This is a genomic window from Candidatus Binatia bacterium (genome assembly GCA_029243485.1).
Lineage (GTDB): Bacteria > Desulfobacterota > Binatia > UBA12015 > UBA12015 > VGTG01.
In genome coordinates, this window is the sequence record JAQWRY010000071.1 from 60784 (window position 1) to 84419 (window position 23636).

21 protein-coding genes are annotated in these 23636 nt (G+C 64.7%); 13 read left to right on the forward strand and 8 right to left on the reverse strand.

Translation table 11 applies throughout. From position 1 onward, the window contains the following. Positions 1-126: 126 nt before the first annotated feature. Positions 127-1389, forward strand: a complete 1263-nt coding sequence (locus P8R42_19995) for a saccharopine dehydrogenase NADP-binding domain-containing protein (protein MDG2306880.1) — start codon at positions 127-129, stop codon at positions 1387-1389. Between the two features lie 39 nt (positions 1390-1428). Here the strand turns inward: P8R42_19995 and P8R42_20000 are convergent, their stop codons facing one another. Genes P8R42_20000 through P8R42_20010 form a run of 3 tightly spaced genes read right to left on the reverse strand, consistent with a single transcriptional unit; the run spans position 1429 to position 4098 of the window. Further along, positions 1429-2508 carry an NAD-dependent epimerase/dehydratase family protein gene (locus P8R42_20000; protein ID MDG2306881.1) on the reverse strand — a complete coding sequence of 360 codons (1080 nt, stop codon included), beginning with the start codon at positions 2506-2508 and terminating at the stop codon, positions 1429-1431. Between the two features lie 60 nt (positions 2509-2568). Beyond that, complete coding sequence (locus P8R42_20005; GenBank protein MDG2306882.1) at positions 2569-3813, reverse strand: cytochrome P450; 1245 nt, start codon at positions 3811-3813, stop codon at positions 2569-2571. A 51-nt stretch (positions 3814-3864) separates the two neighbouring features. Then, complete coding sequence (locus P8R42_20010; protein MDG2306883.1) at positions 3865-4098, reverse strand: hypothetical protein; 234 nt, start codon at positions 4096-4098, stop codon at positions 3865-3867. A gap of 201 nt (positions 4099-4299) precedes the next feature. On the opposite strand from P8R42_20010, the gene P8R42_20015 reads away from it, so the two are divergent. Beyond that, entirely contained in the window at positions 4300-4803 is a 504-nt protein-coding gene (locus tag P8R42_20015; GenBank protein ID MDG2306884.1) for a CAP domain-containing protein, read from the forward strand. Between the two features lie 357 nt (positions 4804-5160). On the opposite strand, the gene P8R42_20020 is transcribed toward P8R42_20015, so the two are convergent. After that, entirely contained in the window at positions 5161-5460 is a 300-nt protein-coding gene (locus P8R42_20020; protein MDG2306885.1) for a hypothetical protein, read from the reverse strand. 246 nt (positions 5461-5706) lie between these two features. Here P8R42_20020 and P8R42_20025 point away from each other — a divergent pair, with 246 nt between their 5' ends. The 4 genes from P8R42_20025 (at position 5707) to P8R42_20040 (ending at position 12168) form a co-directional block, all read left to right on the forward strand. Continuing rightward, positions 5707-8616 carry a hypothetical protein gene (locus tag P8R42_20025; protein ID MDG2306886.1) on the forward strand — a complete coding sequence of 970 codons (2910 nt, stop codon included), beginning with the start codon at positions 5707-5709 and terminating at the stop codon, positions 8614-8616. Between the two features lie 13 nt (positions 8617-8629). After that, on the forward strand, positions 8630-10294 hold the full coding sequence (locus tag P8R42_20030) for an amidohydrolase family protein (GenBank protein ID MDG2306887.1): 1665 nt from the start codon (positions 8630-8632) through the stop codon (positions 10292-10294). Positions 10295-10369: 75 nt separating this feature from the next. Next, the gene (locus P8R42_20035) at positions 10370-11269 is read left to right on the forward strand and encodes a DUF1295 domain-containing protein (protein MDG2306888.1); all 900 of its coding nucleotides are present in this window, start codon (positions 10370-10372) and stop codon (positions 11267-11269) included. A 50-nt stretch (positions 11270-11319) separates the two neighbouring features. Further along, a complete protein-coding gene (locus P8R42_20040; protein ID MDG2306889.1) occupies positions 11320-12168 on the forward strand; it encodes an SDR family oxidoreductase in 849 nt (282 codons plus the stop codon). Positions 12169-12173: 5 nt separating this feature from the next. Here the strand turns inward: P8R42_20040 and P8R42_20045 are convergent, their stop codons facing one another. Both P8R42_20045 and P8R42_20050 read right to left on the reverse strand, forming a co-directional pair. Further along, a complete protein-coding gene (locus tag P8R42_20045; protein ID MDG2306890.1) occupies positions 12174-13388 on the reverse strand; it encodes a phytanoyl-CoA dioxygenase family protein in 1215 nt (404 codons plus the stop codon). A 55-nt stretch (positions 13389-13443) separates the two neighbouring features. Beyond that, positions 13444-14508 carry a hypothetical protein gene (locus tag P8R42_20050; protein MDG2306891.1) on the reverse strand — a complete coding sequence of 355 codons (1065 nt, stop codon included), beginning with the start codon at positions 14506-14508 and terminating at the stop codon, positions 13444-13446. Between the two features lie 229 nt (positions 14509-14737). Here P8R42_20050 and P8R42_20055 point away from each other — a divergent pair, with 229 nt between their 5' ends. From P8R42_20055 to P8R42_20085, 7 genes are all read left to right on the forward strand, one after another. Further along, positions 14738-15841: an arabinan endo-1,5-alpha-L-arabinosidase gene (locus P8R42_20055; protein MDG2306892.1), complete on the forward strand. Its 1104-nt coding sequence runs from the start codon at positions 14738-14740 to the stop codon at positions 15839-15841. A 38-nt stretch (positions 15842-15879) separates the two neighbouring features. Then, positions 15880-16800, forward strand: coding sequence for a PHB depolymerase family esterase (locus P8R42_20060; GenBank protein MDG2306893.1), 921 nt, complete (start codon positions 15880-15882; stop codon positions 16798-16800). Between the two features lie 13 nt (positions 16801-16813). Further along, complete coding sequence (locus P8R42_20065) at positions 16814-17839, forward strand: ferrochelatase (protein ID MDG2306894.1); 1026 nt, start codon at positions 16814-16816, stop codon at positions 17837-17839. A gap of 70 nt (positions 17840-17909) precedes the next feature. Then, a complete protein-coding gene (locus tag P8R42_20070; protein MDG2306895.1) occupies positions 17910-18752 on the forward strand; it encodes an SDR family NAD(P)-dependent oxidoreductase in 843 nt (280 codons plus the stop codon). Between the two features lie 38 nt (positions 18753-18790). Continuing rightward, positions 18791-20563: a carboxypeptidase regulatory-like domain-containing protein gene (locus P8R42_20075; GenBank protein ID MDG2306896.1), complete on the forward strand. Its 1773-nt coding sequence runs from the start codon at positions 18791-18793 to the stop codon at positions 20561-20563. Further along, entirely contained in the window at positions 20550-21071 is a 522-nt protein-coding gene (locus P8R42_20080) for a hypothetical protein (GenBank protein ID MDG2306897.1), read from the forward strand. Before P8R42_20075 ends, P8R42_20080 begins: the two co-directional genes overlap by 14 nt. A 266-nt stretch (positions 21072-21337) precedes the next feature. Continuing rightward, the gene (locus tag P8R42_20085) at positions 21338-21481 is read left to right on the forward strand and encodes a hypothetical protein (GenBank protein ID MDG2306898.1); all 144 of its coding nucleotides are present in this window, start codon (positions 21338-21340) and stop codon (positions 21479-21481) included. Between the two features lie 222 nt (positions 21482-21703). On the opposite strand, the gene P8R42_20090 is transcribed toward P8R42_20085, so the two are convergent. Then, entirely contained in the window at positions 21704-22294 is a 591-nt protein-coding gene (locus P8R42_20090) for a hypothetical protein (GenBank protein ID MDG2306899.1), read from the reverse strand. Positions 22295-22626: 332 nt separating this feature from the next. Next, positions 22627-23082 carry a hypothetical protein gene (locus P8R42_20095; protein MDG2306900.1) on the reverse strand — a complete coding sequence of 152 codons (456 nt, stop codon included), beginning with the start codon at positions 23080-23082 and terminating at the stop codon, positions 22627-22629. Positions 23083-23636 lie beyond the last annotated feature (554 nt).

A 23636-nucleotide genomic window follows, 5' to 3' on the forward strand; every position in this document is an offset into this window, starting at 1 on the left:
TCCGGGGTGTCGAGTCCAGAATTGTCCGCGGACCCCTGGCACGTCAACCGATAGGCGGTAGCCTCGGAGCCCTTCCAGGCGGGGCGCGGGTCGCCCGCCGCAGTCTGCAAGGCTACATCCATGCATATGTCGGATGACCGCTATGATTTCACTCTCTTCGGCGCCACTGGATTTACGGGTAGAGAGGCGCTCCGGTACCTGGTCGAGAAGCCGCCCGCGGCGCTCGGGCGGTGGGCTATCGCGGGGCGGGATCGCCGGAAGCTGGAAGCGCTACTGCGTGACGTCGCGCCGGGACGCGAGGACATCGCGATCGTCGTCGCGGACAGCACCGATCCGGAGTCCGTCGATGCGCTCGTCGCAGGAACCCGCGCTCTCATCCACCTTGCGGGACCGTACGCACGATACGGCGAACTCTACATTCGGGCCTGCGTCGACCACGGAACGCACTACGTAGATCTCACGGGTGAGATCCCATGGGTGCGGCGAATGGTAGACGCCTACCACGAGCGCGCCGCCGAACGTCGCGTGAAGCTCGTGTTCACTGCCGGATACGAGGCGCTTCCGTTCGATCTCGTGACGCTGCTCGCGGCACAGACGATGCGCGAGCGACATCAGGTCGGATGTCGACGCGTCGACATCGTGGCGCACGCGACGGTGCCGTCGGGAACGGGAGCCGGTGACATGCTGAGCGGTGGGACCGTGAACACGCTACGCGAGGCCCTCCGCGAGGGGCCGGAAGAAGGTGCGGACGACCCGGCGGCGCTCATCGCAGGCGACGCGGAAGCGACGGCGGTGCGCGACCGCAGTCCGATCGTCGTCGCGCCTTGGCACGACGACGAGCTCGGCGGGTACATCGGGCCGGTCTTTCCCGCGCCGTTCATCAATCCTCCGATCGTCCTGCGGAGTGCCGCGTTGTTCGCGGAAGCGGGGGCGCCGTACGGAGACGAATTCGCCTATCGCGAGGGAACGCTCGTCGGTCCCTCGGCGGGGCATCGCGTCGCGGCCGAGATGCTGTGTCTCGCCATCCGGGGCATGTCGGGGGTGCTCGCCGGAGGCAACTGGCTGCGCCAGGGGGTCCTCGGAGTTCTCGACCGTGTCGGGCCGAAATCGGGCGAGGGCCCGAGCGAAAAAGCCTTGGCGGAGACGGACTACGGCCTCCGTGCGCGAGGTCTCGGCCCGGCGGGGGAAGAGGTGTTCGTCTCCCTGCGGGCGAAGGGACACCCGGGGTATCGCTCGACGGCGCGGATGATCGCCGAGGCGGGGCTCGCCCTGGCGTTCGACCAAGAGCAGCTGCCGGAGATCTACGGCGCGGTCACTCCGGCGACCGGCGTGGGCGTCGCGGTCCTCGGCCGGCTGCGCGATGCGGGAGTCGAGTTCGAGGTCGAATGACGTCACTCGTGGCGACGCGGCGCGCCTCGCGACGTCGCCTCACTTGAGCTTGGGTTCGATGAGGCCGAGGTCGATCAGGGTTCGACCGGTCTCGCGCAGCGTGTCTTCGATGGGATGGGTTTTTAGACCGAGGTTCGTGCGTGCCTTGTCGCAGTGCGCGCGCGGCGCGTCGTAGACCTTCCCGTACTTCTCGATCATCTTCGCCATGGCTGCAGGCGCGCCTCCCACATCGATCTGTGGGAATGACTTCGCGAGATGCGCCTGGAGACGGTTGCAGTCGATCTCGCCGGACTCGTCGGTTGCCGAGAGCTGGTAGCGGTCGCCGTTGCGACACGCGTCGCTTTCGATGGCGAGCACGTGAGCTTCTGCAACGTCGCGCACGTCGACTACGTTCCAGAGATGCTGCCAGCCGCGCTCGCAATCCTTGCCGCGCAGCATGCGACCGAGGAACCACTGCCAGGAGAACACGAGGTCGTGCGCCTTGCCGAGAAGCGGACCGAGAACGACGATCGGATTGATCGATACGGACTCGAACCGCCCGTCCTCTTCGGCGATGCGGTAGACGATGCGCTCGGTCTCCACCTTCGCCATCGCGTAGCCGGTCTCGCCCTTGTCGTTCAGGTTCTCGAGGCTCCAGTTGGGGTCGTTCTCGCGATTGTCTGACGCCCAGTCCGCCTCGGTGTACTGATAGCCCGGCGGCCTGGGGTTCATGATCGCGGCGAACGAGCTCGTGTAGACGAAGCGCTTGAGGTCGGTTTTTCGGGCCGACCGCATGACGTTTTTGGTGCCGTTGACGGCGCCGTCGTACACCTGCTGCGGATTGTTTGCGCCGCCGTAAGCCATCGCGGTGCCCACGTGGAGGATGGCGGAGCACCCGGAGAAGGGCTCGTCGTAGCTGCTCTCTTCGAGGAGGTTCGCCTTGTGGAGAGCGACGCGGCCCGGATGCCCCGCGTCGTTCATAGCGAGAACGTGGTCCGCTTTCTCGGGATTGGTCGGATCCGTGATGCAGGCGCGGACTTGGTAGCCGCGCCGGAGAAGCGTCGCGACGACGTGGGAGCCGATGAAGCCGGAGGCGCCGGTGACGGCGACCGGGCCATCGTTCGGGGAGACCGAGGGCATGTTCGTTCCTTTCGTTCTATCCGCGCAGAATCGGTGGAATTGTCGCGACGTCGTGCTGCGCTAGCCCAAGGCGACCGGAAGGCTCTCGTAGCGATGCCATCCGGGGAGGGCTTGCAGGCGAAGCCGGCCGGGATCTACCGCGAGGCGAAGGTTCGGGTTGCGCTCGAGCAGGTTTCGGAGCGCGATCTGGGTCTCGAGGCGGGCGAGCTGGGCGCCGAGGCAGAAGTGGGTGCCGTGTCCGAAGCCGAGATGGTGGTTGGGGTCGCGCGCGATGTCGAAAGTCTGGGGGTCGTCGAACGCGTCCGGGTCGTGGTTGGCGGCGGCGTACACCGGCAGGACACCGGTCCCCTTCTTGATCGTCACGCCGTGCCACGTGACGTCCTCCGCGGCATAGGTGGGTTTGGAGCTGTGCACCGGGCCGCGAAAACGCTGGATCTCCTCTACGGCTGTGCCCATCAGGCTGGGGTCGGCACGAAGTCGCTCCAGCTGATCGGGATGCTGTAGAAGCGTGAGCACCGCGTTCGTGATCAGGTGCGACGTCGTCTCGTATCCGGCGATGATGAGGAGCAAGCACATCGCGACGAGTTCATCTTCGGTCAGTCGGTCGCCTTCCTCCTCGGCGTGAATCAGGCTCGTGAGGATGTCGTCCTGCGGGTCGGAGCGTTTGCGCTCGATCATCTCGCGCGTGAACCCGATCGTCCGCGGCATGTCCCAGATCATCGTGCGCAGAACGCGCCATCCCGTGAGTCCGTCCGACAGCGCCTTCATGGTGTCTCGGAATCTCGGCATGTCGTCTTCGGGGACGCCGAGAAGGCCGCGGATCACCGTGATTGGGATGGGCAGGGCGTAGGCCTGCATGAGATCGACTTCGCCCTGCTTCTCGGCAGCGTCGAGGAGTTCATGCGTGAGTGCATCGATCTGACCTTCGATTCGGGAGATCGCCCCGGGCTTGAAGGCCTGATTCACGAGAGTGCGGAGGCGCCGGTGCTCGGGGGCGTCCTCGGTGATCATGCTCTGTGCGACGAGTTGGATCGATTTGGGCAGAGGAACCGGGAACCGACTTCCACCCGTGGCGTTCGTGCGGTTGCGAAAGAAACGCGGATCCTTCGTGAGTTGCACGCAGTCCTCGTACCGCGACAGCAGATGGAATCGGACGACGCTGATCCGCGCGGGGCAGACCGGTGCGTTCTCTCGGATCCACTCGTAGTGGCGGTACTTGTCGTCGACGAACTCGCGGCTCGTGAGGTTCAGTGGGAGCTTCACGTCGGTCGGGGCGGTGTGCTCCGCTGTAGCGGTGGCGGCCATGAATATCTGATCCCCGACTTGGCCTCGGAAATCAATCGCTGGCCAAGGTCTCTAGGACGCGGGCTCGCTCTCGCAGCGGATGCATCCGAAGAGCCCGCACGAGGGGCCGTCGACCTCGAAGGTCGAGCAGCCGAACCGTTCGGCGCGGATCTCGCACTCCTCGGGTCGAGCGTTAATCGTGACGAAGCCGTCGCAGCCGTCGTCACCCCCGCCGCAGGCGAGGCCGGTCGTCGCGAGCCACATCGTCGCGGCAATCGCGGCGAGTCGATTTCGTCGGGAGGGCATGGGGGAAGGGTACGTGTCGCAGGACGAGTGAGCGAGCGCGAACCCGTGGCCCGGTGCTGCCCGCGTTCGCCGTATGCTCTGCGTAGGAGAGCTCCGGTGCCCGGCTGCTTCGACGAACGCTTGATTCGCGCGGCGCGAAGACAGGGCCTGGCCGCAGTGCCGCTCGCTATCGGCAGCAGCGCGGGATAGTCGACTCGGACGATGACCAACACGATTCACCGCGTCGTGATCGCCGTTCTCTTGTCCGCGGTCGTCGGCTGCGGGGCGACGAAGCCTGAGCCGACGGGCGGTCCGGCTGCGCCAAAACCCACTTCGGAGTCGCAGGTCGTCGAAGTCGACGTCTTTCGGGCCGTGAATGCGCAGCGTGAGGCCGCGGGTGAGGCGCTGCTCGAGTGGAACGGGCATCTCGCCGTCCTCGCGCGCGAGCATAGCGACATGATGGCGGTCGGGCGGGTGCCGGTCGGTCATGCCGGGTTCGACATTCGGATGCGCGGGGCGGTTTCGCTCTCCGGGTCGAAGAGAGGAGCCGAGAACGTCTCGGCGCAGCCGCGCGAGGCGTCCGAGGTCGCATCGGCGTCGGTGAAGCAGTGGCTCGGGAGCGACAAGCATCGCAAGAACATGCTGGGGCACTTCACGGAGACGGGAGTCGGCGTCGCACGCGTGGCCGACGGCAAGTATTTCGTCACGCAGATCTTCGTGCAGTAGGCCCGGAGTCTGCGCCCTCGAGCCGATTTTACGAAGCGCGCCGTCGACGTTCGCGCGCTCCGTCGCTGGGGTGTTTGCGCGGAAACGCCCCCACGTCTCATCCGACCGTGGACCAACGTTTCCACCGCTATTCCATAGTCGACCCGTCCTGCGACCACGGTACGAGATGGTGCCCGTCCGTCCGCGTTCGGTCGCCCGCGGGGAAGCGCCAGCGACCATCTCGCGTGCGTAGTGCGCGGTTCGGCACGTACCGGAACTCCGGGTCGTCTGCGGGGATCAGACCCTCGCATCGCAGGACCCGCCTGTACCTCGGGCACGTCTTCTCGAGCTGCGGGCCGGTGCACGACTCCGCCCACTCTAGGAGTGTAGCCTCGTTGTGGGTGTCGGCGCATCGCGTGAGGGCGCGCGCCCGAGTGTCGCGAGTACGGCATCCATGAGTCGTCGGGAGAGCGGCTGCATGTGAGCGAAGTAGTCGCGCCACACCTGGGCGAACGCGTCGTTCGGGAGCCGCCCTTCGGCGAACAACGGAGGGGCCTCCGGGTGATCGTAGTATTCTGGTGCCGCCGCGCGTTCCGCGGCCGAGGGCTCGGCGCCCATCGTCCGCAGGAGTTCGGAGGGGACCTGGTGGTCGCGAAGATGGAAAAAGCCCGTCTCCACGAGACCTCGGCGCTCACGAGATCGGTTCCGAGGTCCACGACCGGAAGAGTCGGGGAGGCGGTCATGGCCGGCTTAGACTAGTTGAGACTCTGGATCGAACCACTCAGGCCGGGAAGGGCCGGAAGACGTTGACATCCCGGCCCCTCCAATTGCAGTCTCACCTCACAGAATCCCGCGTGTGGCCCGCCCGGGCCCGTCGCTTCGCGGATGAACAGAGGAGCTTCGAAACCAATGAATGTGCGCTCGATGGCGAGGATCTCGATCGTTCTGTTCACCGTTGTGGCGGTCGTCGCGGCCGAGGCCCCCGCGGAGGCGAAACGTATCGCCATCCCGCGGCCCGTCGTAAAGAACACGACGCCGAGCGGCGGCGGCCCACGAGCGATCCGCCCGGTTCGACCGACCCGGCCGGAGAACCCGGGCCCGCAGAATACGAGCGGCATCGGTCATCCGAGCTTCTCGAGTCCCCAGGCGCAGCCGATCGTCCTGCTTCCGGACGGCTCGCGTGTCTATGTCGCGAACACGCCGGCCGACACGGTCGACGTGATCGATACGGCGAGCGGCAGCATCGTTACGCGGATCGACGTCGGCATCGATCCGGTGGGTCTCGCGGTTCGTCCCGATGGAAAGGAAGTCTGGGTCGCCAACCACGTTTCCGATTCGGTGAGCGTCATCGACTCCGACTCCGGCAGTGCGACCTACGATCAAGTCGTGGCGACCGTGCAGGCGTACGACATGGCGACGCGCTCTACTCGCTTTGACGAGCCAGTCGGGATCGCCTTCGCAAGCAATACGAAGGCGTACGTTTCGCTTTCGTCCGTCAATCGAATCGCGATCGTCGACGTGGCCGGTAAGAGCGTGACCGGGCACCTCGAGATCGGTGCGCAGGACCCGCGGGCGATGGTAGTGCGCGGTGGGCGGCTCTATGTGGTTCCCTTCGAGTCCGGCAATCAGACCGAGCTCGCGGGTTGCCTCGGCGAGGATAATATCGACGGCGACCAGTGTACTTTCGACCTCCTGACGCACGTTGTCGTCGTCAACAACGTCCTCTCGCAGTTCTACGATGCAGACATCGTTCGAGATCCGAACACGCCCGATCGCGATCTCTTCGTGTTCGATACCTCCGATGATTCGGTGGTCGACATCGTCTCGTCGGTCGGCACCTTGCTCTACGGGCTCAGCGTCGACTCGGAAGGGCGAGTCTTCATCGCCCAGACAGAGGCGCGGAACGACGCGAACGGTCGCGCGGGAACGCTCAAGCACGAGCTCGTCGATCTCGAGAATCGTGCCTTCCTGAACCAGATCGGGACGGTCGACTGCACCGCGGATACCTGCGGAATGCCGTCGGTCTTCGAGCTCGAGCCCCTGTTGCCGGACAACCCGGCCCCGGGAATGGCGCTCGCGACCCCCTTCGGCATCGAGATCAGTGACGACGACGCGACTCTTGTCGTTACCGCCGCCGGGTCGGCCAAGATCTTTACGATGGATGCGTCGAGCGGTGCTGTTCTCGGCCGCGCCGACGTTGGCTGGGTTCCGCGCGGGGTCGCGCTCCAGTCGTCGGGGAGCGGTGCGGCGCAGACCGCGTGGGTTCTGAACGCGGTGGCGAACTCCGTCTCCGAGGTCGACGTCTCGGCGCGCACGCAGCCGAAAGTAGAGCGGACGATTGCGCTCGAGGATCCAACCCACCCGGTCGTGAAGCTCGGACGCTTCGCCTTCAACAACGCAAACCAGTCGAGCACCGAGACGTTCTCGTGTGAGAGCTGTCACCCCGACGGGCATACGGATCAGCTTCTGTGGGTTCTCGGTGGACCTGCCTGTGAGATCGAGGGCTGTACGCAGATCCCGCCGCGCAGCACGATGCCGATTCGCGGACTCCGCGATACGGCGCCCTTCCATTGGGACGGCGTCCAGGGCGATCCGTTCGGCGGACGGAACGGCCAGTTCCCGCGCGGCGACGTGCCGGCGAACTGCACGACGCAGGAGAGCTGTGCGCTTCATCTCCTGGAAGGTGCGCTTCGTTCGACAATGTGTGACCAGACGAACTGCCCGAACAACGCGGATGGCAAGGCGGGTCGACTCAGCGGCGAAGAGCGGGATGCGATGGCCGTATTCCTGCTGAGCGTTCCGCCGGTGCCCGCTCGCGAGCGTCCGATCGACGACCAGCTCACCGATCTCGGCATGGCGGGCTTCGATAATTTCTTCGTAAACGAGGGACGCAGTACCTGCGGCGTGACGGGCTGCCACAAGATGCCGTTCTGGACGGGTACGAACATCCCCGGCTCCGGCATGGACGCCCCTTCTTTCCGCGGACTTCCCGATCGTTGGCTGACGTTGCCGCAGGGTCGGTCGAACATCTACGAACTGGTCTCGGCGCTCTCGACCGAGGCGACGAACGAGGTGCCCTGGGACTTCGACAAGGGCTACGACGAACTGTCGATGTGGGCGCTGACGTTCGGGACGCCCACCTCTCCGGCAATCAACCGCAACAGCGGCGGCTTCGGTCCGTTCGGCGTATGGCAGATGTTCCTCGAGGCGAGCATGGGCACGCCGGGCTCGTTCGGCCGCCAGGTTACGCTCAACGAGGACTCGGCGCGGAGCAGTCAGACGTCGCTGGTTCTGTCGGCTCTGGAGACCGCGGCGTCGGACGGCGCCATCCTCCTGCGGGGTGAGGGGGTGCGGTTCGGCGACGGTGGCGCGATGCAAGTCGCGGTCTCGTTCGAAGGCGGTGCATACGCGGACCGCAACGGAGACGGCTCGAGTACCCGAGACGATCTGCTCGCGGAAGCGGCCGCGGGCAGCCTGGTCCTCACGCTCACGGGCCGCATCGGCCCGAACGTGACGGTCGACCAGCCGCAGCCGGAGCTGTGGTCGCGTAGCGACTCGACCCGCGGGGGCAAGCACTGGTTGCCGCGTCTTCCGGGCGACAACCCGATGCCTCTCTTCGGGCGACACATCGCGCCCGGAGCGGCGGTGTTCATCGATGGGCGGAAAGTCGCCGGCCGCGTGGCCTGCACGGGCTTCTCACAGCTCCCGAATTGCTCGAACGAGACGATTCGGGTGCATGTCGATGAGCATCTGTCGGAGCCGGGGCTGCATCTCGTTCAGGTGCAGAACCCGGGTGGACTTCAGAGCAACGAGTTCATGTTCTTCGTGGACTGAATCGTCGATCTGAATGGCACATGACATCGTAATTCGTGGCGGACAGATCGTGGACGGCACGGGCGCAGATCCCGTCGCCGGCGACCTTGCTATCGACGACGGCATCATCACGGCCGTCGGCAACGTCGACGAGAGAGGCCGCCGCGAGATCGATGCGGACGGTCACGTCGTCACACCCGGCTTCGTCGACATTCACACGCATCTGGATGCGCAGATCGGTTGGGATCCCCATTGCACGCCGGTGAGTTGGCACGGCGTGACGACGGTCATGATGGGAAACTGTGGCGTGACGTTCGCGCCCTGCAAGCCGACCGACCGGGAACTCCTCGCGGGTATGATGGAGACGGTCGAGGACATCCCGAAGGACGCGATTCTGAACGGCCTCCCGTGGGATTGGGAAGATTACGGCAGCTATCTCGACGCGATCGAGCGCCTCAACCCCGGTCTCAACGTGGCCGGACTCGTGGGCCATTGTGCCGTTCGCTTCTACGTCATGGGCGAGCGAGCGGTCGAAGAACAGGCGACCGAAGCCGAGAAGAAGCAGATGGCCGAGATCGTGGCGAAGTCGATCGACGCCGGCGCGGTGGGTTTCTCGACCAACCGCTTCCCGCCGCATGTTCTGCCCGATGGCCGATCGATTCCGGGAACGTACGCCGATGCCACGGAGCTGCTCGAGATCGCAAAAGTCGTGGGCCCGCGACGCGCACTGATGCAGAACGTTCTCGACTTCACGGAGTTCGAGTTCACGACGCAGCTGCTGCGCGATCTCGCGACGACGGGTGGGGGCCGGGTGCTGTTCAGCTTCGGCGCCACGATGGATCCGGAGTCGGGCCGCAAGCACTCCGAGTATCTCGCCGGCTTGTGTGCGGGCGGCCTCGACATCTCCGCGGTGACGCAGCCGCGCGGTTCCGGTTTTGTATTTGGCCTCCAGGGTCTGTTGCCCGCGCGGGGTAATTGCTGGGGCGAGCTGCGCCGGATGGGCTTCGAAGGTCGCCTCGGGGCGATCCGCGATCCCGAGTTCGCTGCGCGCCTGGTCGAGCGCGTAAAGAAGGACCCCTCGAAGGCTGTCCCGCCGAACCAGATGTTCTGGATGGGGGCCGAAGAGTCGCCGTCCTACACGTCGGCGGACGAGAAGCATCTGGAAGCGATGGCGGAAGCCGCCGGGGAGCATTGGATCGAGACGTGGCTCCGCCTGTCGAGCGAAAGCAACGGCAAGGCGCTGTTTACGTTCCGCATGTTCAACCAGAACATCGATGCGCTGAAAGAGCTTCTGCAGAGCCCGCATATGTTCCCGATCCTCGGGGATGCGGGCGCGCATGTGTCGCAGATCATGGACGCCGGCTGGGCGAGTTTCGTGCTATCGCACTGGGTTCGCGCCGAGGGCTTGTTCACCATGGGCGAAGCGATTCGCCGAATGACGTCTGGCCCGGCCCGAATTCTCGGCCTGTCGGACCGCGGTCTTCTGAAGGCCGGGATGAAGGCGGACGTGAACGTGCTCGATCCCGCGACGGTCGCAGAGTGCCAGCCGGAGGTCGTGAACGACTTCCCGGGCGGCGCGCCGCGGTTCATTCAGCGCGCGCGCGGATACAAGGCGACGCTGGTGAACGGCCAGGTCAGCGTGGAGAACGGCGAGCACACGGGCATTCGAAACGGCGGGGTGCTGCGGCACCAGGCGTAGTGGACCGCCGGACGGCTTCTGTCACCCGTGCCGCGGGTTGACGGTCGCGGTCTGGCGATATCAAACACGAGCGGAATGTCGGAACCCGTCTCGCGCCCCCGCTTCACCGAGAGCCGCGCCGCTTCGTTTGTCTACATCGGCTTCGTGTACGTCGTCGTTCTTGCCGCGGTGTGGTGGATGTTCGGCATGTTCGCGGCGTCGCCCGTTGTGGCGATCGTTCTGGGGTTACTGGTTGCCGCGCTCATCTGTTGGTTTGCCACCTTGGCGGTGAACAACGGCTCGGTCTTCGACGCGTACTGGAGCGTGCTTCCGCCGGCAGTCGCCGTGTTTCTGGTCTCGGACTCGTCCTTCGCAACGACGACCCCGCGCCAGATCGCGGTCTTGGTAGTCGTGTGGGTCTGGGCGATCCGACTCACCTCGAACTGGGCACGAAGCTTCGCGGGCCTGCACTACGAGGACTTCCGCTACCTCGAGCTGTACGAGAAGACGCCGCTACCACGTTGGGCGGTCCAGTTGCTCCTCGTCGAACTCGCTCCTGCGGTGCAGGTGATCCTTGGCTGTCTCGCGCTGTACCCGGCGATGACGATGGGGAGCAGCAGCTTCTCGGTGTTGGACGGAGTTGCCCTAGCGATCGGGATTTCCGCGGTGCTTCTGCAGTTCGTGGCCGACCAGCAGATGCGGAAATTCATCCGCGCAGGTGTACCTGGCGCGAACATGGAAGCCGGCGCGTGGCGCTACTCGCGGCACCCGAACTACTTCGGCGAGATCCTGTTCTGGGTGTCCCTGTGGCTCTTCAGCGTCTCGGCCGCGCCCGAGGTGTGGTGGACGAGCATCGGGCCGCTCGCGATGATCGCGATGTTCGTGTTCGCAAGCGTGCCGATGATGGAGAACCGAAGCCGGGCTCGGCGACCGGGGTACGATGTGTACGCGTCGCGGACGTCGGCGTTGGTGCCGTGGCTGCCGAAGAAGGGGTGAGCGCGGTGCGCCGATTTTGATCTCCCCGTCCCGCACGGTAGAGCGAGGTCGTGGATTCATCGGCGCAGCGAGACGTCGCGCTCATTACGGGTGCGGCGGGTGGGATGGGGGTGGCGTGCGCGGCCGTGCTCGCGCCGCGTGCGGATCTCGTCCTCACGGATCGCGACTCCGCTGGGCTGGAGAGGGTCGCCGCGTCGCTGTCCGTTGATGTCGGTGCCGCGCCCGCGGTCGTCGCGTGCGATCTCTCTCGCGCTTCGGATGTCGACGCTCTCGTCGATTCGGTGCGTGCCCGCGGCGGGATTCGTTGGCTGGTCCACACGGCGGGGCTCTCGCCCGCGATGGCGGATTGGCGCGAAGTCCTCGAAGTGGATCTCGCGAGCACCGCCCTCCTGCTGGATCGATTCGCGTCGTTGATGCGGCGGGGAGGTGCGGCCGTGTGCTTCGCATCGATTGCCGGGCACATGGGAACCGACGATCCTGTCGTCGACGGTGCCCTGGACGACCCCCTCGCTCCGGATCTCTCGGGGCGCTTGCTCACCGCTCTCGGAGGTACCGAGCCGAGTTCCGGGATCAGCTACCTCTACGCGAAGCGCGGAGTCATTCGACTCTGCGAACGACTCGCGGCGCCGTGGGGGGAATGCGGCTTGCGCATCGTTTCGATCTCGCCGGGGCTCATGGACACGTCAATGGGTCGCCTCGAGTTGATCGGGTCGCCGGAGAAGGAGCCGCTGATCGAGATGACGCCGCTCGTGCGTCGCGCCGCAGACGGTCAGTCCCGGCTGCCGGGAACGGCTGACGACATCGCTCAGGCGGTGGCGTTCCTGTGTTCGGACGCGGCGAGCTTCGTTACCGGGTGTGATCTGCGGATCGACGGTGGACTGATCGCGGCGATGCGGTAGACGTCTCAGCCCATCTTCCCGATGTTCGCGCGGTCCCTCGCGAGCGCACCGATGTCCGTTGGCTCATCATCCTCGAACTTGGGTGGAAGGCCGAAGCCCGTGTACACTACTTTCCGCTCTTTTGTTCGCGGTGGCCGCGCCTCGTGCAGCGTACACGAACAGTGAATCGTCACGTCCCCGGCCCTCGTAGGGATTGCGACGACCGGAAGGTCGACGTCTTCCGCGAGGCCGGCGGCCGGAAGGTTCGTCCGATGCGAGCCGGCCACCACGCGCAGCTCGCCGCTGTCCTCGTCGGCATCGGTGACGGCGATCCCAATTGTGAGGCCGCAGCAGAAGCGCGAATGGCCGCCGCGCGCGCAGTCCTTGTGCCAGCCGAGGTCAGAGATTCCTTCGGTCACGCCCACGGGCTTCACCAAGCCCTCGGCCGACGGCTCGGCGAAGTGCTCTCCGAACGAGTCGGAATGAACGTGGCCGTGCCCGGGAATCGCACCAAGTCCGAGAAAGCGCCCGTCCTTCACCAACGCTTGGAGGTGCGTCGACTGTCGGAGGAAGTTGAGGATACGCGACGGCCGTCGCGTTCCGGCTTTCGTGCGGACCCACCACGACGTGCCGTCGTCGGGGGTCGCCGCGTGGGCGGCGGAGTCCAGGTCGTCCGAGACGCGCTGCATTTCGTCCCCGGTGAAGACGGATTCGATGCAGAGAAAGCCGGCGGGCTGGAGGAAGGCGCGGAGCTCCGAAGGGTCCGTGTCGCGTTGGAAGCGGCGGGTGAGATCGAGCAACGCGCCCTCGCGGCTCTGCAACGCGATCGATCCCGGTTCGAACACCGCCTGGCCGTCGAGTGCCGCCCTAAGGACGACGTCCCAATTGATAAGGTCTCCACCGTCCCCGCCGGTGAGTTCGATGCGGCCCGCTACGGAGAGCCCGAGCGTGGACCTGTGATCGTCGATGAGTTCGGAGAACGCGGCCGCATCTAGTCGTGCGGAGAGATCCGCTCCGGGCTGATCTCGGATGGCGCGGATCGTCCCCGCTTCGGGAACGAAGGTCCACGAGGTTCCGTCAACTGCGAGAGTCAGTGGAGGAACCCCCATGCGCAGCGCGCCCTTCGCAGCAATAGATCCGGTTTCCCGCAGACGCTCCGGCCATTCGACTCGGCAGAACTCGTCCACGTCTCGCCTGCGAACGCGGCGAGCCGGCCGGCTGCGGTAGTCAAGCGTAGACACGGTCGGATTCTGTGATCAGTGTCGCGTGCGGATCAAGGGCATGGGCGTCTGGCGATCAAGTCGTCCAGTACATCCAGGTCGACGTCACAGCGATCGCCGACACGTAACCCAGCGGAAAGATCCACCGGCAGTGAAGGTCCACTCGATCGCCGAGCGCGTAGTCCCCCAGCTGGTCGATCCATCCGACCGCGAGGTTTACGATCACACTCGCGCAGATCGTGATGAAACTGATGAGCAGGTACGTGCTGAGGATCGTCGCGTACGAGATCTTCGGCATGAGCCCGCTGATCGTGATCTGGTAGGCGACGATGGTCAGGATGCCGATGAACGAGATGTCCATCCGGTCGCCCAGCGTCGAGCGGCTCATCCAGAACACGGACCAGGACAGCACCACCAGCATCGTCAGCGGGAAGAGCACCAGGCGCATCAAGTATCCGGGGTTCCGGTGCATTTCGATGTTGAAAATGTAGACCGACGTGGGCGCTTTGGTATTTCCGCCGTAGGCCGGAAGGTATGCATCGACGGCGGCGCTGACGACGGGCGGCCTCCACTGCGGAACGTGGATCCAGTGGTCGTCGTCTTCCCACTTTCCGGTCGTCGATGGATCCTCGCGAAGCACCACCATACTCGAGTCAAAGCCGAGCACTTCGAAGCGGGCGTAGAGGTCTTGGTCGTCGAACGGGAGGCGACGCAGATCCATGCGCGCCTCGGCGATGGCGTCGATCTCCTCGACGTAGGTCATGCTCCCGTCGTCCTCGATCCGAAGCATGAGTCCTTGCCGCTCGTATCTGCCGGCTTCATTCGCGAGGATCAGTTGCGGCCACCAGCCGTCGAAAACCTCGAAGAACTGGTAATTGCCCTGGTAGAACTTCTCGCGGTAGCCGGTCTCGTCCGAATCGAACGCCTGCCGCGGATCCTTCCAGCGCATCGTCACGATGCCTTCGAACTGAATCGTCTCCTGCTCTTCGTCGACGTCGGAGATGTCGCTCAAGTAGAACCCGACGTTGACGATGACGGGCCCGTCGTCGGTTGGCGGGCCGAGAATGTGGCTCGCTGCATGGGCGTTGGGTCCTACGAATAGCGAAGCGGCGGCGACCAGCCAGACGAGAATGCGGCGCATCTGCGGTAGGATAAGTGCCGGGCGTGACGGCGTCGAGCGGGCGACTCAGCGCGGTGGCTGACCCTTCGTCACGCCCTGGAACTACTTGGAAGTCGATCCGGCTCCAGGATCCTTGGGCGCTCCCGGTCCCGTAGGGGGGCCGCGGCTGTGCTGCGGCGTCTGCGGGGTGACGTAGGGGGTCCACTTAAGGGGGCTGTCGGTCGACTCGGCAAGGCGGTAATAAGAAGGCGTGACGGCCACTGTTCTCGAAAAACCGGTTCCGCGTCTCTCTCGAATTCTGCGGGGTGTTGGCGTCGCCTCGTCGATGTCACTGCTGCTCTCGTGCGGTGACACCGGGACAGATCCGACGGTCGCTCCCGAGCCTCCGTGCTCCGGCAACATCGTCGACACGTCGAGCGAGGTTACGCCCATCCACGATCCTGCGATCGCGAAGGAGGATGGCACCTACTACATCTACTCGTCGAGTCCGCTCGCCTCGTTCTACACGTCGCCCGACATGAAGAAGTGGACGCGTGCGGGGCAGGTGTTCGACCAGTTTCCGCCATGGGTGACCGAAGAGTTGCCGAACCCCGATCACATCGGTGCGCCCGACATCACGTTCTTCCGTGGCCGTTGGGTCATGTACTACCAGAGCCACATCGGAGGTACGTGCAACGCCGGTATGGCTTACGCGACGAACGTCACTCTCGACCCGGCCGACCCGCAATACGAGTGGATCGACAGTGGGCTCGTCCTGCGTTCGACGCCGCTGTTCGAGAACCTCGACCTCATCTGCGGCGTCGACGACGTTTGGTACAACGCGATCGATCCGCATCTGTTCGTCGATGACGACGGCACGGCTTCGCTCTTGTTCGGCTCGACGCTCGGTGGCCTCTTCCTGGTCGAGATCGACCAGGACACTCTGCGGCCGACGCAGCACCCGCGCGATTTCGTGATCCTAGCGGCGCGCGACCTCCTGCAAGAAGATCCGATCATCGAGGCGCCCTACGTCATCAAGCGCGATGGCTACTACTACCTGTTCCTCTCCCACAACAGCTGCTGCCAGGGCGAGGACACGAAGTACAAGATCCTCGTCGGCCGCTCGAAGAATCTCGCGGGGCCCTACGTCGACCGCGATGGCGTCTCGCTACTGGAAGAGGGCGGCACGGTCCTCATCGAGCGCGAAGGCAACCTGATCGGTACCGGCCACGCCGACGTGTACTCCGAGGACGGCTACGACTGGCTCGTGCACCACGCGTACGACGCCGATCGGGACTACGAGCCGACGCTCAACATTCGCCGCCTGGTGTGGGACGGCGCTGGTTGGCCGTCCGCGTGTCAGTTGGGCCAATAAGTCGAGCCGTTTCGGAAGCGTATGATAGGTATTGGACTATGAAGAACTTGCTTCCCGTGTTTGCGCTCCTTCTCGTGGCGTGCGGCAGTGGTGCGACGACGGCGACGGAGGAAAACAATGGTGCGCCTCGAGCTTCTTCGGGTTGTGGCCTCGGCTCTCTAGAGGCTGGTACCCACGCGTTCACGTTCGACTACGGCGGGCTCGAGCGTACCTATGAGGTGCACGTCCCGGCGATCTACGATGACAACACGGCGACGCCCCTTCTCTTGAACCTACATCCGTTGGTGCTCGGCGGGCAGCTGCACGGCATCTGGACTAGTGAGTCCCGCCAGAACGTGAAGTCCGAAGAAGCCGGGTTCATCGTGTTGCAGCCGGACGGAACCGGGGGCCTTGCGTCCTGGAACGGGGGCGATCGTTGCTGCTCGCCGGCCAGCACCGAGGGCGTGGACGACGTCGGATTTATCGACGCGCTCGTCCGTCACACCCAAGCACAGCTCTGCATCGACGAGCGCCGGGTCTATGCCACCGGCATGAGCAACGGCGGCTACCTCTCGCACCGAATTGCGTGCGAGTTCCCCGGGCGCCTCGCGGCAATCGCTCCGGTGGTAGGTAGTCTTTCGCAGGAACTCGTCTGCGAGGATGGTCGTGGTGTGCCGGTCTTGCAGCTGAGCGGGCGTGAAGACTCGCTCGCCTCACGCCAACAAAGTGTCGACTCGTGGATCGACGTGAACAAGTGCAGCGACTCGACGACGATCACGCACCAGGTCGGCGGCGTGACGTGCACGACGCATGACGATTGCAAAGACGGCGCGGTCGTCACCCATTGCATCGTCGACGACGGCGGTCACTGCTCGTTCTCCGATGCCGATCCGCAGCTCTCCCCGGGATGCGCGGCGCGCGACGATATCACGTCGCAGGATCTGATCTGGGACTTCTTCTCGCAGTGGCACCTGCCCTGAGGCTCTTCGTCCTGTGAGCTCTTCCTCAGCAGGCTATGACGCGATTCTCCTCGTGTCGTTCGGCGGCCCCGAAGGGCCGGACGAAGTCATGCCGTTCCTCGAGAACGTCCTGCGTGGGCGGAACGTTCCGCGCGAGCGGATGCTCGAGGTCTCCGAGCACTACCTGAAGCGTGGCGGCGTGAGCCCGATCAACGCGCAATGCCGTTCGCTACTCGACGCGATGAAGGCCGAGTTCCGCGAGCACGGCATCGAGCTTCCCGTCTACTGGGGAAACCGGAACTGGAAGCCGATGCTCGCCGACACGGTCGCCGAGATGAAGGAGGATGGGATCCAGCGCGCACTCGCGTTCGTTCTGTCGTCGACGAGTTCCTACTCGAGTTGCCGGCAGTATCGTGAGGACATCGAGCGCGCGCGAGGCGAGGCGGGTGACGGTGCGCCGGAGATCGACAAGCTCCGCGTGTTCTACAACCATCCGGACTTCATCGGCGCGAGTGTGAAGTCGGTCGCAGGTGCGATCGAGCGAGTCCCGGAGGCGCGGCGCGAGCAGTTGCGGATAGCCTTCACGGCGCACAGCATTCCGAAGTCGATGAGCGAGACGTCGGACTACGTGGAGCAGCTGACCGAAGCGTCGCAGCTGATCGCGGACCGGGTGGGCGTCGATGCCGGGCGTTGGTCGCTCGTCTACCAGAGCCGAAGCGGACCGCCGCAGGTGCCGTGGCTCGAGCCGGACATCGTTGATCATCTGCGCAATCTACACGGCAACGGCGCGCGCGATGTGGTGGTGATGCCCGTCGGGTTCCTATCAGATCACATGGAGGTCGTGCACGATCTCGATGACGAAGCGGCGTCGGCCTGCGAGGAACTGGGCCTCAACATGGTTCGTGCGTCGACCGTCGGCGTGGATCCGCAGTTCCTGGGGATGATCCGGAAGCTCGTACTGGAGCGACTTTCCGGGGCGACGCGGGAGAGCCTCGGCCGCTTCGGCCCGGGGCCAGACGTCTGCGCGGTGGACTGCTGTCCCGCGCCGGTTCGGCGCTAGTTCTGCAGCCACCGCACCGGCTCGAAGAAGAGTCTTGCGCCGCCTTGCGTCCCGCCGTAGCTGTTCATTCATGGATACGAGAAACCTGCGCGGCAAGACCGCTCTGGTGACCGGTGCCGGCAGTGGCATCGGCAAGGAGACTGCCCTTCTTCTCGGAACGCACGGAGCGGATCTCGTTCTTTGCGACGTCGACGAGAAGGGGCTCGCCGAGACGGAAGCGAGCCTTCGAGAGATGGGTCGCGAGGTCTTCGCGATGCGCGTGGACGTCGCCGACCGCGAGCAGATGAGTGCGTTCGCCAATGCCGTGCACGAGCGTATCGAGGCGGTCGACCTTCTGGTGAACAACGCAGGCGTCGGTCTCGGTGGCGGCTTTGCCGACACCTCTCTCGATGATTGGGATTGGATCCTCGGCATTAACCTGAAGGGCGTGGTGCACGGCTGCCACTTCTTCGTGCCAAAGATGGTCGCACGCGGCGCGGGTGGGCACGTGGTGAACGTCTCTTCGTCGGCTGGGTTCTTCGCAAGCGAAGCATTGTGCGCCTATTCGACCACGAAGTTCGGAGTGCTCGGTCTCTCGGAGGCGCTGCGCGAAGAGCTGCATCGATCGGGGATCGGCGTCTCGACGATTTGCCCTGGCATCATCGACACGCAGATCACGAAGACGTCCCGCTTCCGTGGCGCGTTCGACACGACGGAGATGCGCGAGCAGCTCGTCGGGGCGTACGCTAAACGGAACTACACGCCGGCCCGCGTTGCCAAGAATATCTTGAAGGCGGTCGATCGAAATCGCGGTGTGACGCCGGTCTCTCCGGAGGCGTGGATCATGTACTACATGAAGCGTCTGATCCCCGTGACGGTGGGCCGAGTCTCCCGGATCATGGGCGAGCGGCAGCGACGTTCCCTGGAGAATTGACGGTCGACGGCCCTTATGGCCTGCGATAGGAGTGCCTCATGAGCATGAAGATCCTGGCCTCGGTGCTGGGTTTGTTGGCTCTCGCGACAAATGTCGCCGCCGCCCCGGTGCGCGGCCGAGTGACCGATACGACCGGCGAACCGGTCGCGGGTGCAATGGTGTCGCTGTCGTACGGTGCGCCGTCGCACGTAACGACGGTGTTCAGCGACGACGATGGTCGGTTCCGAACGCCATCTCTCGAAGAGAGTCCAGATCGACTGCGCGCCCGTCGTATCGGTTGGAAGGATTTGGATCTCGACGCGAGCCAGATGCCGCACGATGCGAGCGCTTCGCCGATGGAGCTCGTGATGGAGCCGGAGACGAATCCGGCGATGGTCGCTTCGCAGCTGCCTTCGAATCGTTGGTTCGCATTGTTTCTCGAGGAGATCGAGGACGAGGAGCATCGCGAGGAGTTCGTGCGGCAGTGCACCTACTGTCACCAGCAAGGCAGTCTCGCGACGCGCGCGACGCGCACGGAAGAGGAGTGGCAGAAGATCCTCGCCCTCATGTCGCGAATGGGCGCGGGCCTCTCGCCCGAGCTGCGTGAGCAGGTGCCCTCGCTCTTTACCAAGGCATACGAACCGACCCGTGCCGTCGCGGCTCTCACGGCGAACATGGGCGCGCCGGACTTCGCGCCGCCTCCCTCCGCGATCGTACGGCAGTCGGCGGTCGAGGAATGGGTGCTCGGTCACGAAGCGTCGATGCAGCACGACCTTGTCGTGCACCCCGACGGTCGCGTGTACTCGGTCGATATGACGCAGGACCAATTGTACCGCCTCGACCCGCGCGTGGCGGACGGCGACCGGAAGAGTTTTCAGGTACCGCGCGGCGAACTGCCATTGGGTGGCATCTTCGCGGGCTTGAACCCGTCGGTTCCGAACGCGAACGCCCACGTGGGGCCGCACTCGCTGCAGGTCGCACCCGACGGGGCGATCTGGATGACGCTGGCGCTTGGAAACCGGCTCGCACGGTTCGACCCGGTAACGGAGGAGTGGTCGATCCATCCACTCGAGTCCGGCTACTATCCGCACACGCTTCGCTTCGATGGCCGAGGTCGCGTCTGGTACACGATGGCCGCCTCGAATCACGTCGGGATGTACGACCCGGCGACCGACGAACATCACTCGATTCAGCTCCCGGCTCCGACGTGGGGTCAGGCGATCGCCTCGCGGCTCATGCCGGCGTTTCTCTGGCTCGCAGACCGCATCGACTTGACGGACGCGGGCTCCGCGAGTGAGGGAATGGCCGCTCCGGTTCCGTACGGCATCGACGTCGCGCCGAACGGCGCCATTTGGTTCAGCCAACTGAACGCCCACCGTATCGGTCGAATTGATCCAGATTCGTTCGATGTGGAGATCGTCGAGACTCCGTTCACCGGGCCACGACGCCTGCGCTTCGACGCGGATGGCAAGCTGTGGATCCCGGCGTTCTCGGCCGGCGCACTCGCACGGTTCGATCCGGAGACGCGAGAGTTCAAGTCGTGGCCGCTTCCCATCGAACCCATCGGCAGCGAGACGCCGTATGCTTTGAACGTGAACAAGGCGGACGGGAGCGTGTGGGTTTGTGGAACCAACAGCGATACGCTGATCCGCTTCGACCCGGTGCAGGAGAAGTTCACGGTGTTCCCGCTGCCGACGCAGGTGACGTATACACGGGAGATCGACTTCGATGACCAGGGGCGCGTCTGGACGTCGAATTCGAATCTGCCGACCTGGCAGATCGAGGATGCGCAGCCGAAGGTGATTCGCCTGGATCCGGATGCGCTTTCCTGAGGGCTTGCTCGCCCTAGTGGCCCTCGTCGGGGTGCTCGCCTCGTCGTGCGCCTCGGGGGTTCGGAAGGACGACGAGGCGGCTCGTTCCGCGGAAGCGGATTCGTTGCTGGCAGGACTCGCTGCCGATGAGCCCCGCCCCGGAGAGTTGCGGGTACGACTCGTCTTCGGAGCGCGAGCCGATCTCGACCTCTTCGTGACGGACCCGGCGCAGGAGACAGTCTACTTCGCGAACTCTCCGAGTCGGTCCGGCGGGAGTCTCGTAGGCGACGTGCGGTGTGGGGATCCGGAGCCTCGCGTCGAGACGGTCGTGTTCCCGGATGCGGGCGCGGGGCGATATCGAGTCGGAGTCGATTACCCGAAGACGTGCGACGGGGTCGATGACGCCGCGGCGTTCGTGCTCGTGGTGGACGGGGAAGGGGTGTCGGAGGTTCGACGGGGGACGAGCACGCCGGGCATCTTCCAGCCGATCGTCATCGAGGTGGACTGGGAGTCGCCCGAGGGCCGGTAGCGGATAGCCGACATGAAGCCCCTTTTTGGCCCCAAGCCGACATAACGGCGCCTTATCAGACGTTTGGGTGCGCCTCCTTCTGCTCATGGGCGGGCAGCTCCATCCCGCTCCGCCGCCAAGAAACGAAGACGTCGGTCGGCTGCTCGTACAGATCCGCAGACGCGTGCTGCGCCTACTCGAGCGCCGCGGCATCTCGTTCGACGATGAATCGAGGGGCACGCTCGCCGAAGAGTCCGCGGCCCGGAAACGCCGAGAACACCTCCCGGTTGCCCGGGTATGTACGGTTCGACACGGCGCTCTCGTACCAGCGTCCAATCACCGATCGTCTTTTGTTCCGCGCGCAGCTGAACGCGACGAATCTCTCCGACTCCGAATACTACGCTTCATCGGCGAACACGGCGACCGTGTAGCCTGGGTATCCCCTACGATTCATCGGCACGATTGGACTCGACTTTTTAAACGCGTCGCGCACGGCGCGCTTAGATCGGCTCTGACTGGCGCGTGACCGCCATCCGAACTGCCGAGGCATCGACGAAGAAAGTCTCGCCCCCATGCGCTCGCTCCGAGAGACGGAGGGCCTCCCTCATGCGGGGAGGGCCCCCTCTCCAGTTCGGGCCCGCAATGACGTGCGGTCAGTTCGTATCAAACGGAGCTGACGAGTGATGGAGAACGATGCGGATGCTTCCCGTCTTCGGCTTCCAGAAAGTCCAGGTCTTTTCGGGCCTGGCGACTCCGCCTTCACTATCGACCAGTTTCACGAAACCCATGGTATTGGCGGTATCGCCGAACAACTGAACGACATCGTCGACGATCTCGCAGCTTTTCCAGTGGCGATAGGTGGCGAATCCCTGATCCTTGCCGAATTGTTCGACGGAGGGGTCAGGCCCGACGAAATACGCGAGCGCCCCGGCGCGATCTTGCCGGAACGTGTTTTTGCCGATGGCATACGTGGGTTTGAACGCCACGGGCCCGAACTCATACGCGTATGCGGCGTCAATGACCGCCTCGGCTTTCGCCTTCGCGGCCTTGAAGCCACCCTCTTGATACGCCGCGTTGATTGCAAGCAGCCCCGCGCACCAGCCGCGCTGTGCCTCCTGCACCTCCTCGAGGGTGATGGTGCTGTCGAAAACCGCTACTCCTGGATTCGCCAACGCAGGCGAGATCGAAATGACGGAAAGTAGGAGTGATGCAGCGAAGATACCGAGTGACTCAAGCTTGAGCATAATCAAGTTCCTTTGATTTCGTGGAAGGGCGACTCTCCCTTCAGTTCAGTGCGGTATTTACCACGGCAGTGTATGCAGATGAAGGATGCCAGCCGAGGCGTTTCCTGGTGGCAACCGAAACCAAAGTCCTTCTGGGGCCCAAGCTCCTTCGAACCCTCGACATCCGCCCTCCCCAGGGGCAATGCAATAGCGCGGTGGACGGTTGCAGCCTTCACCCCGCTAGCCAGGTGGGCGGCAAGGTCTCCCACGTCCAGTCAACGAGCGACGCGCACCACGATCGATCTTCTCGTCCGTCGGGCGCCGCGCTTGGGCGCCCACCGGACGGACTCAGACTACCGGCATTCGCCCACGAAGCAAAACTCCGATTCGAGACCCGGAGGGCAATCCTCCATGGGGCCAAGCACGGTGCACGTGCCGCCGCGCGCAGTCCCTCCCGCGCCAATGCAACCCGACGGGGAGAAGTCGATCGGGAAGCAAGGACCGCCCGGGCCAAAATCACAACAGCCGCCCAACGGCTCGTCGCCCGGCTCGGGCTCGGGCGGAAAAAAGAACGAGAGAGGGAGCTGAACCTCTCCGACGGGTTGCCAAGGATCCTCCACACAGGGGGCCTGCCTACAGCCCTCCGCCCAATGGCACTCGAACTCTTCAAGCCCCTCCTCGCGATCGACTCGCAGCCGGTCGCACTCGACGAATGCCGAGAAGTCATTGCCTCGCACATTTCCTGTGACATGCCCCGTGGCGATCTCGTAGGTGATCGTCCACTCGTTCCCTTCCACGGTCTTCTGCACCAGGGCCGACGACCCATCCCGGGTGTACTGAACCGGGGAGCGCTCCTGCGCTCTTGCTCCGGAAGAAAGAAGAACCGAGCTACCTATGCCAACTAGGATCCACAGCCAGCGGATATTCATGTTGCACGCCCTCCTATTGGGAAAGAACTTGCTCGCGGCCCGCAACACTGTCAATGAGTCCACCTAATCCATGTGCAGTCCACGCACGCCGGCGGCGAGGCCTGGCGTCCGTTCTTGATCTTGGGTGCGGATAGCCGACATGAAGCCCCTTTTTGGCTCCAATCCGACCTAACGGCGCCTTATCGGACGTATGCGTGCGCCTCTTTCTGCCTCATGGACGGGTGCAACTCGGGCACCGGGAGCCCGCATCGTCGTCAGGTGAGTCATTTGGCCTGACCACGACCGAGGGCGGCCCTGTTCGGGTTCAGAGACGGTTGGACCAAATAGGTCGATGAAATAAGAGACACTCCCGGCCCAAACGGAAGGAGAATCCGATGGGAAAGGGACAAAGCGCGGAGAAGGTCGTCCGCGACATTCAGCGCAAGACACGACGT

Coding starts and splice junctions, on each gene's coding strand:
- P8R42_19995 (MDG2306880.1), top strand. CDS start 127: ATGTCGGATGACCGCTATGATTTCACTCTCTTCGGCGCCACTGGATTT.
- P8R42_20000 (MDG2306881.1), bottom strand. CDS start 2,508: ATGCCCTCGGTCTCCCCGAACGATGGCCCGGTCGCCGTCACCGGCGCC.
- P8R42_20005 (MDG2306882.1), bottom strand. CDS start 3,813: ATGGCCGCCACCGCTACAGCGGAGCACACCGCCCCGACCGACGTGAAG.
- P8R42_20010 (MDG2306883.1), bottom strand. CDS start 4,098: ATGCCCTCCCGACGAAATCGACTCGCCGCGATTGCCGCGACGATGTGG.
- P8R42_20015 (MDG2306884.1), top strand. CDS start 4,300: ATGACCAACACGATTCACCGCGTCGTGATCGCCGTTCTCTTGTCCGCG.
- P8R42_20025 (MDG2306886.1), top strand. CDS start 5,707: ATGGCGAGGATCTCGATCGTTCTGTTCACCGTTGTGGCGGTCGTCGCG.
- P8R42_20030 (MDG2306887.1), top strand. CDS start 8,630: ATGGCACATGACATCGTAATTCGTGGCGGACAGATCGTGGACGGCACG.
- P8R42_20035 (MDG2306888.1), top strand. CDS start 10,370: ATGTCGGAACCCGTCTCGCGCCCCCGCTTCACCGAGAGCCGCGCCGCT.
- P8R42_20050 (MDG2306891.1), bottom strand. CDS start 14,508: ATGCGCCGCATTCTCGTCTGGCTGGTCGCCGCCGCTTCGCTATTCGTA.
- P8R42_20060 (MDG2306893.1), top strand. CDS start 15,880: ATGAAGAACTTGCTTCCCGTGTTTGCGCTCCTTCTCGTGGCGTGCGGC.
- P8R42_20070 (MDG2306895.1), top strand. CDS start 17,910: ATGGATACGAGAAACCTGCGCGGCAAGACCGCTCTGGTGACCGGTGCC.
- P8R42_20075 (MDG2306896.1), top strand. CDS start 18,791: ATGAGCATGAAGATCCTGGCCTCGGTGCTGGGTTTGTTGGCTCTCGCG.
- P8R42_20080 (MDG2306897.1), top strand. CDS start 20,550: ATGCGCTTTCCTGAGGGCTTGCTCGCCCTAGTGGCCCTCGTCGGGGTG.
- P8R42_20090 (MDG2306899.1), bottom strand. CDS start 22,294: ATGCTCAAGCTTGAGTCACTCGGTATCTTCGCTGCATCACTCCTACTT.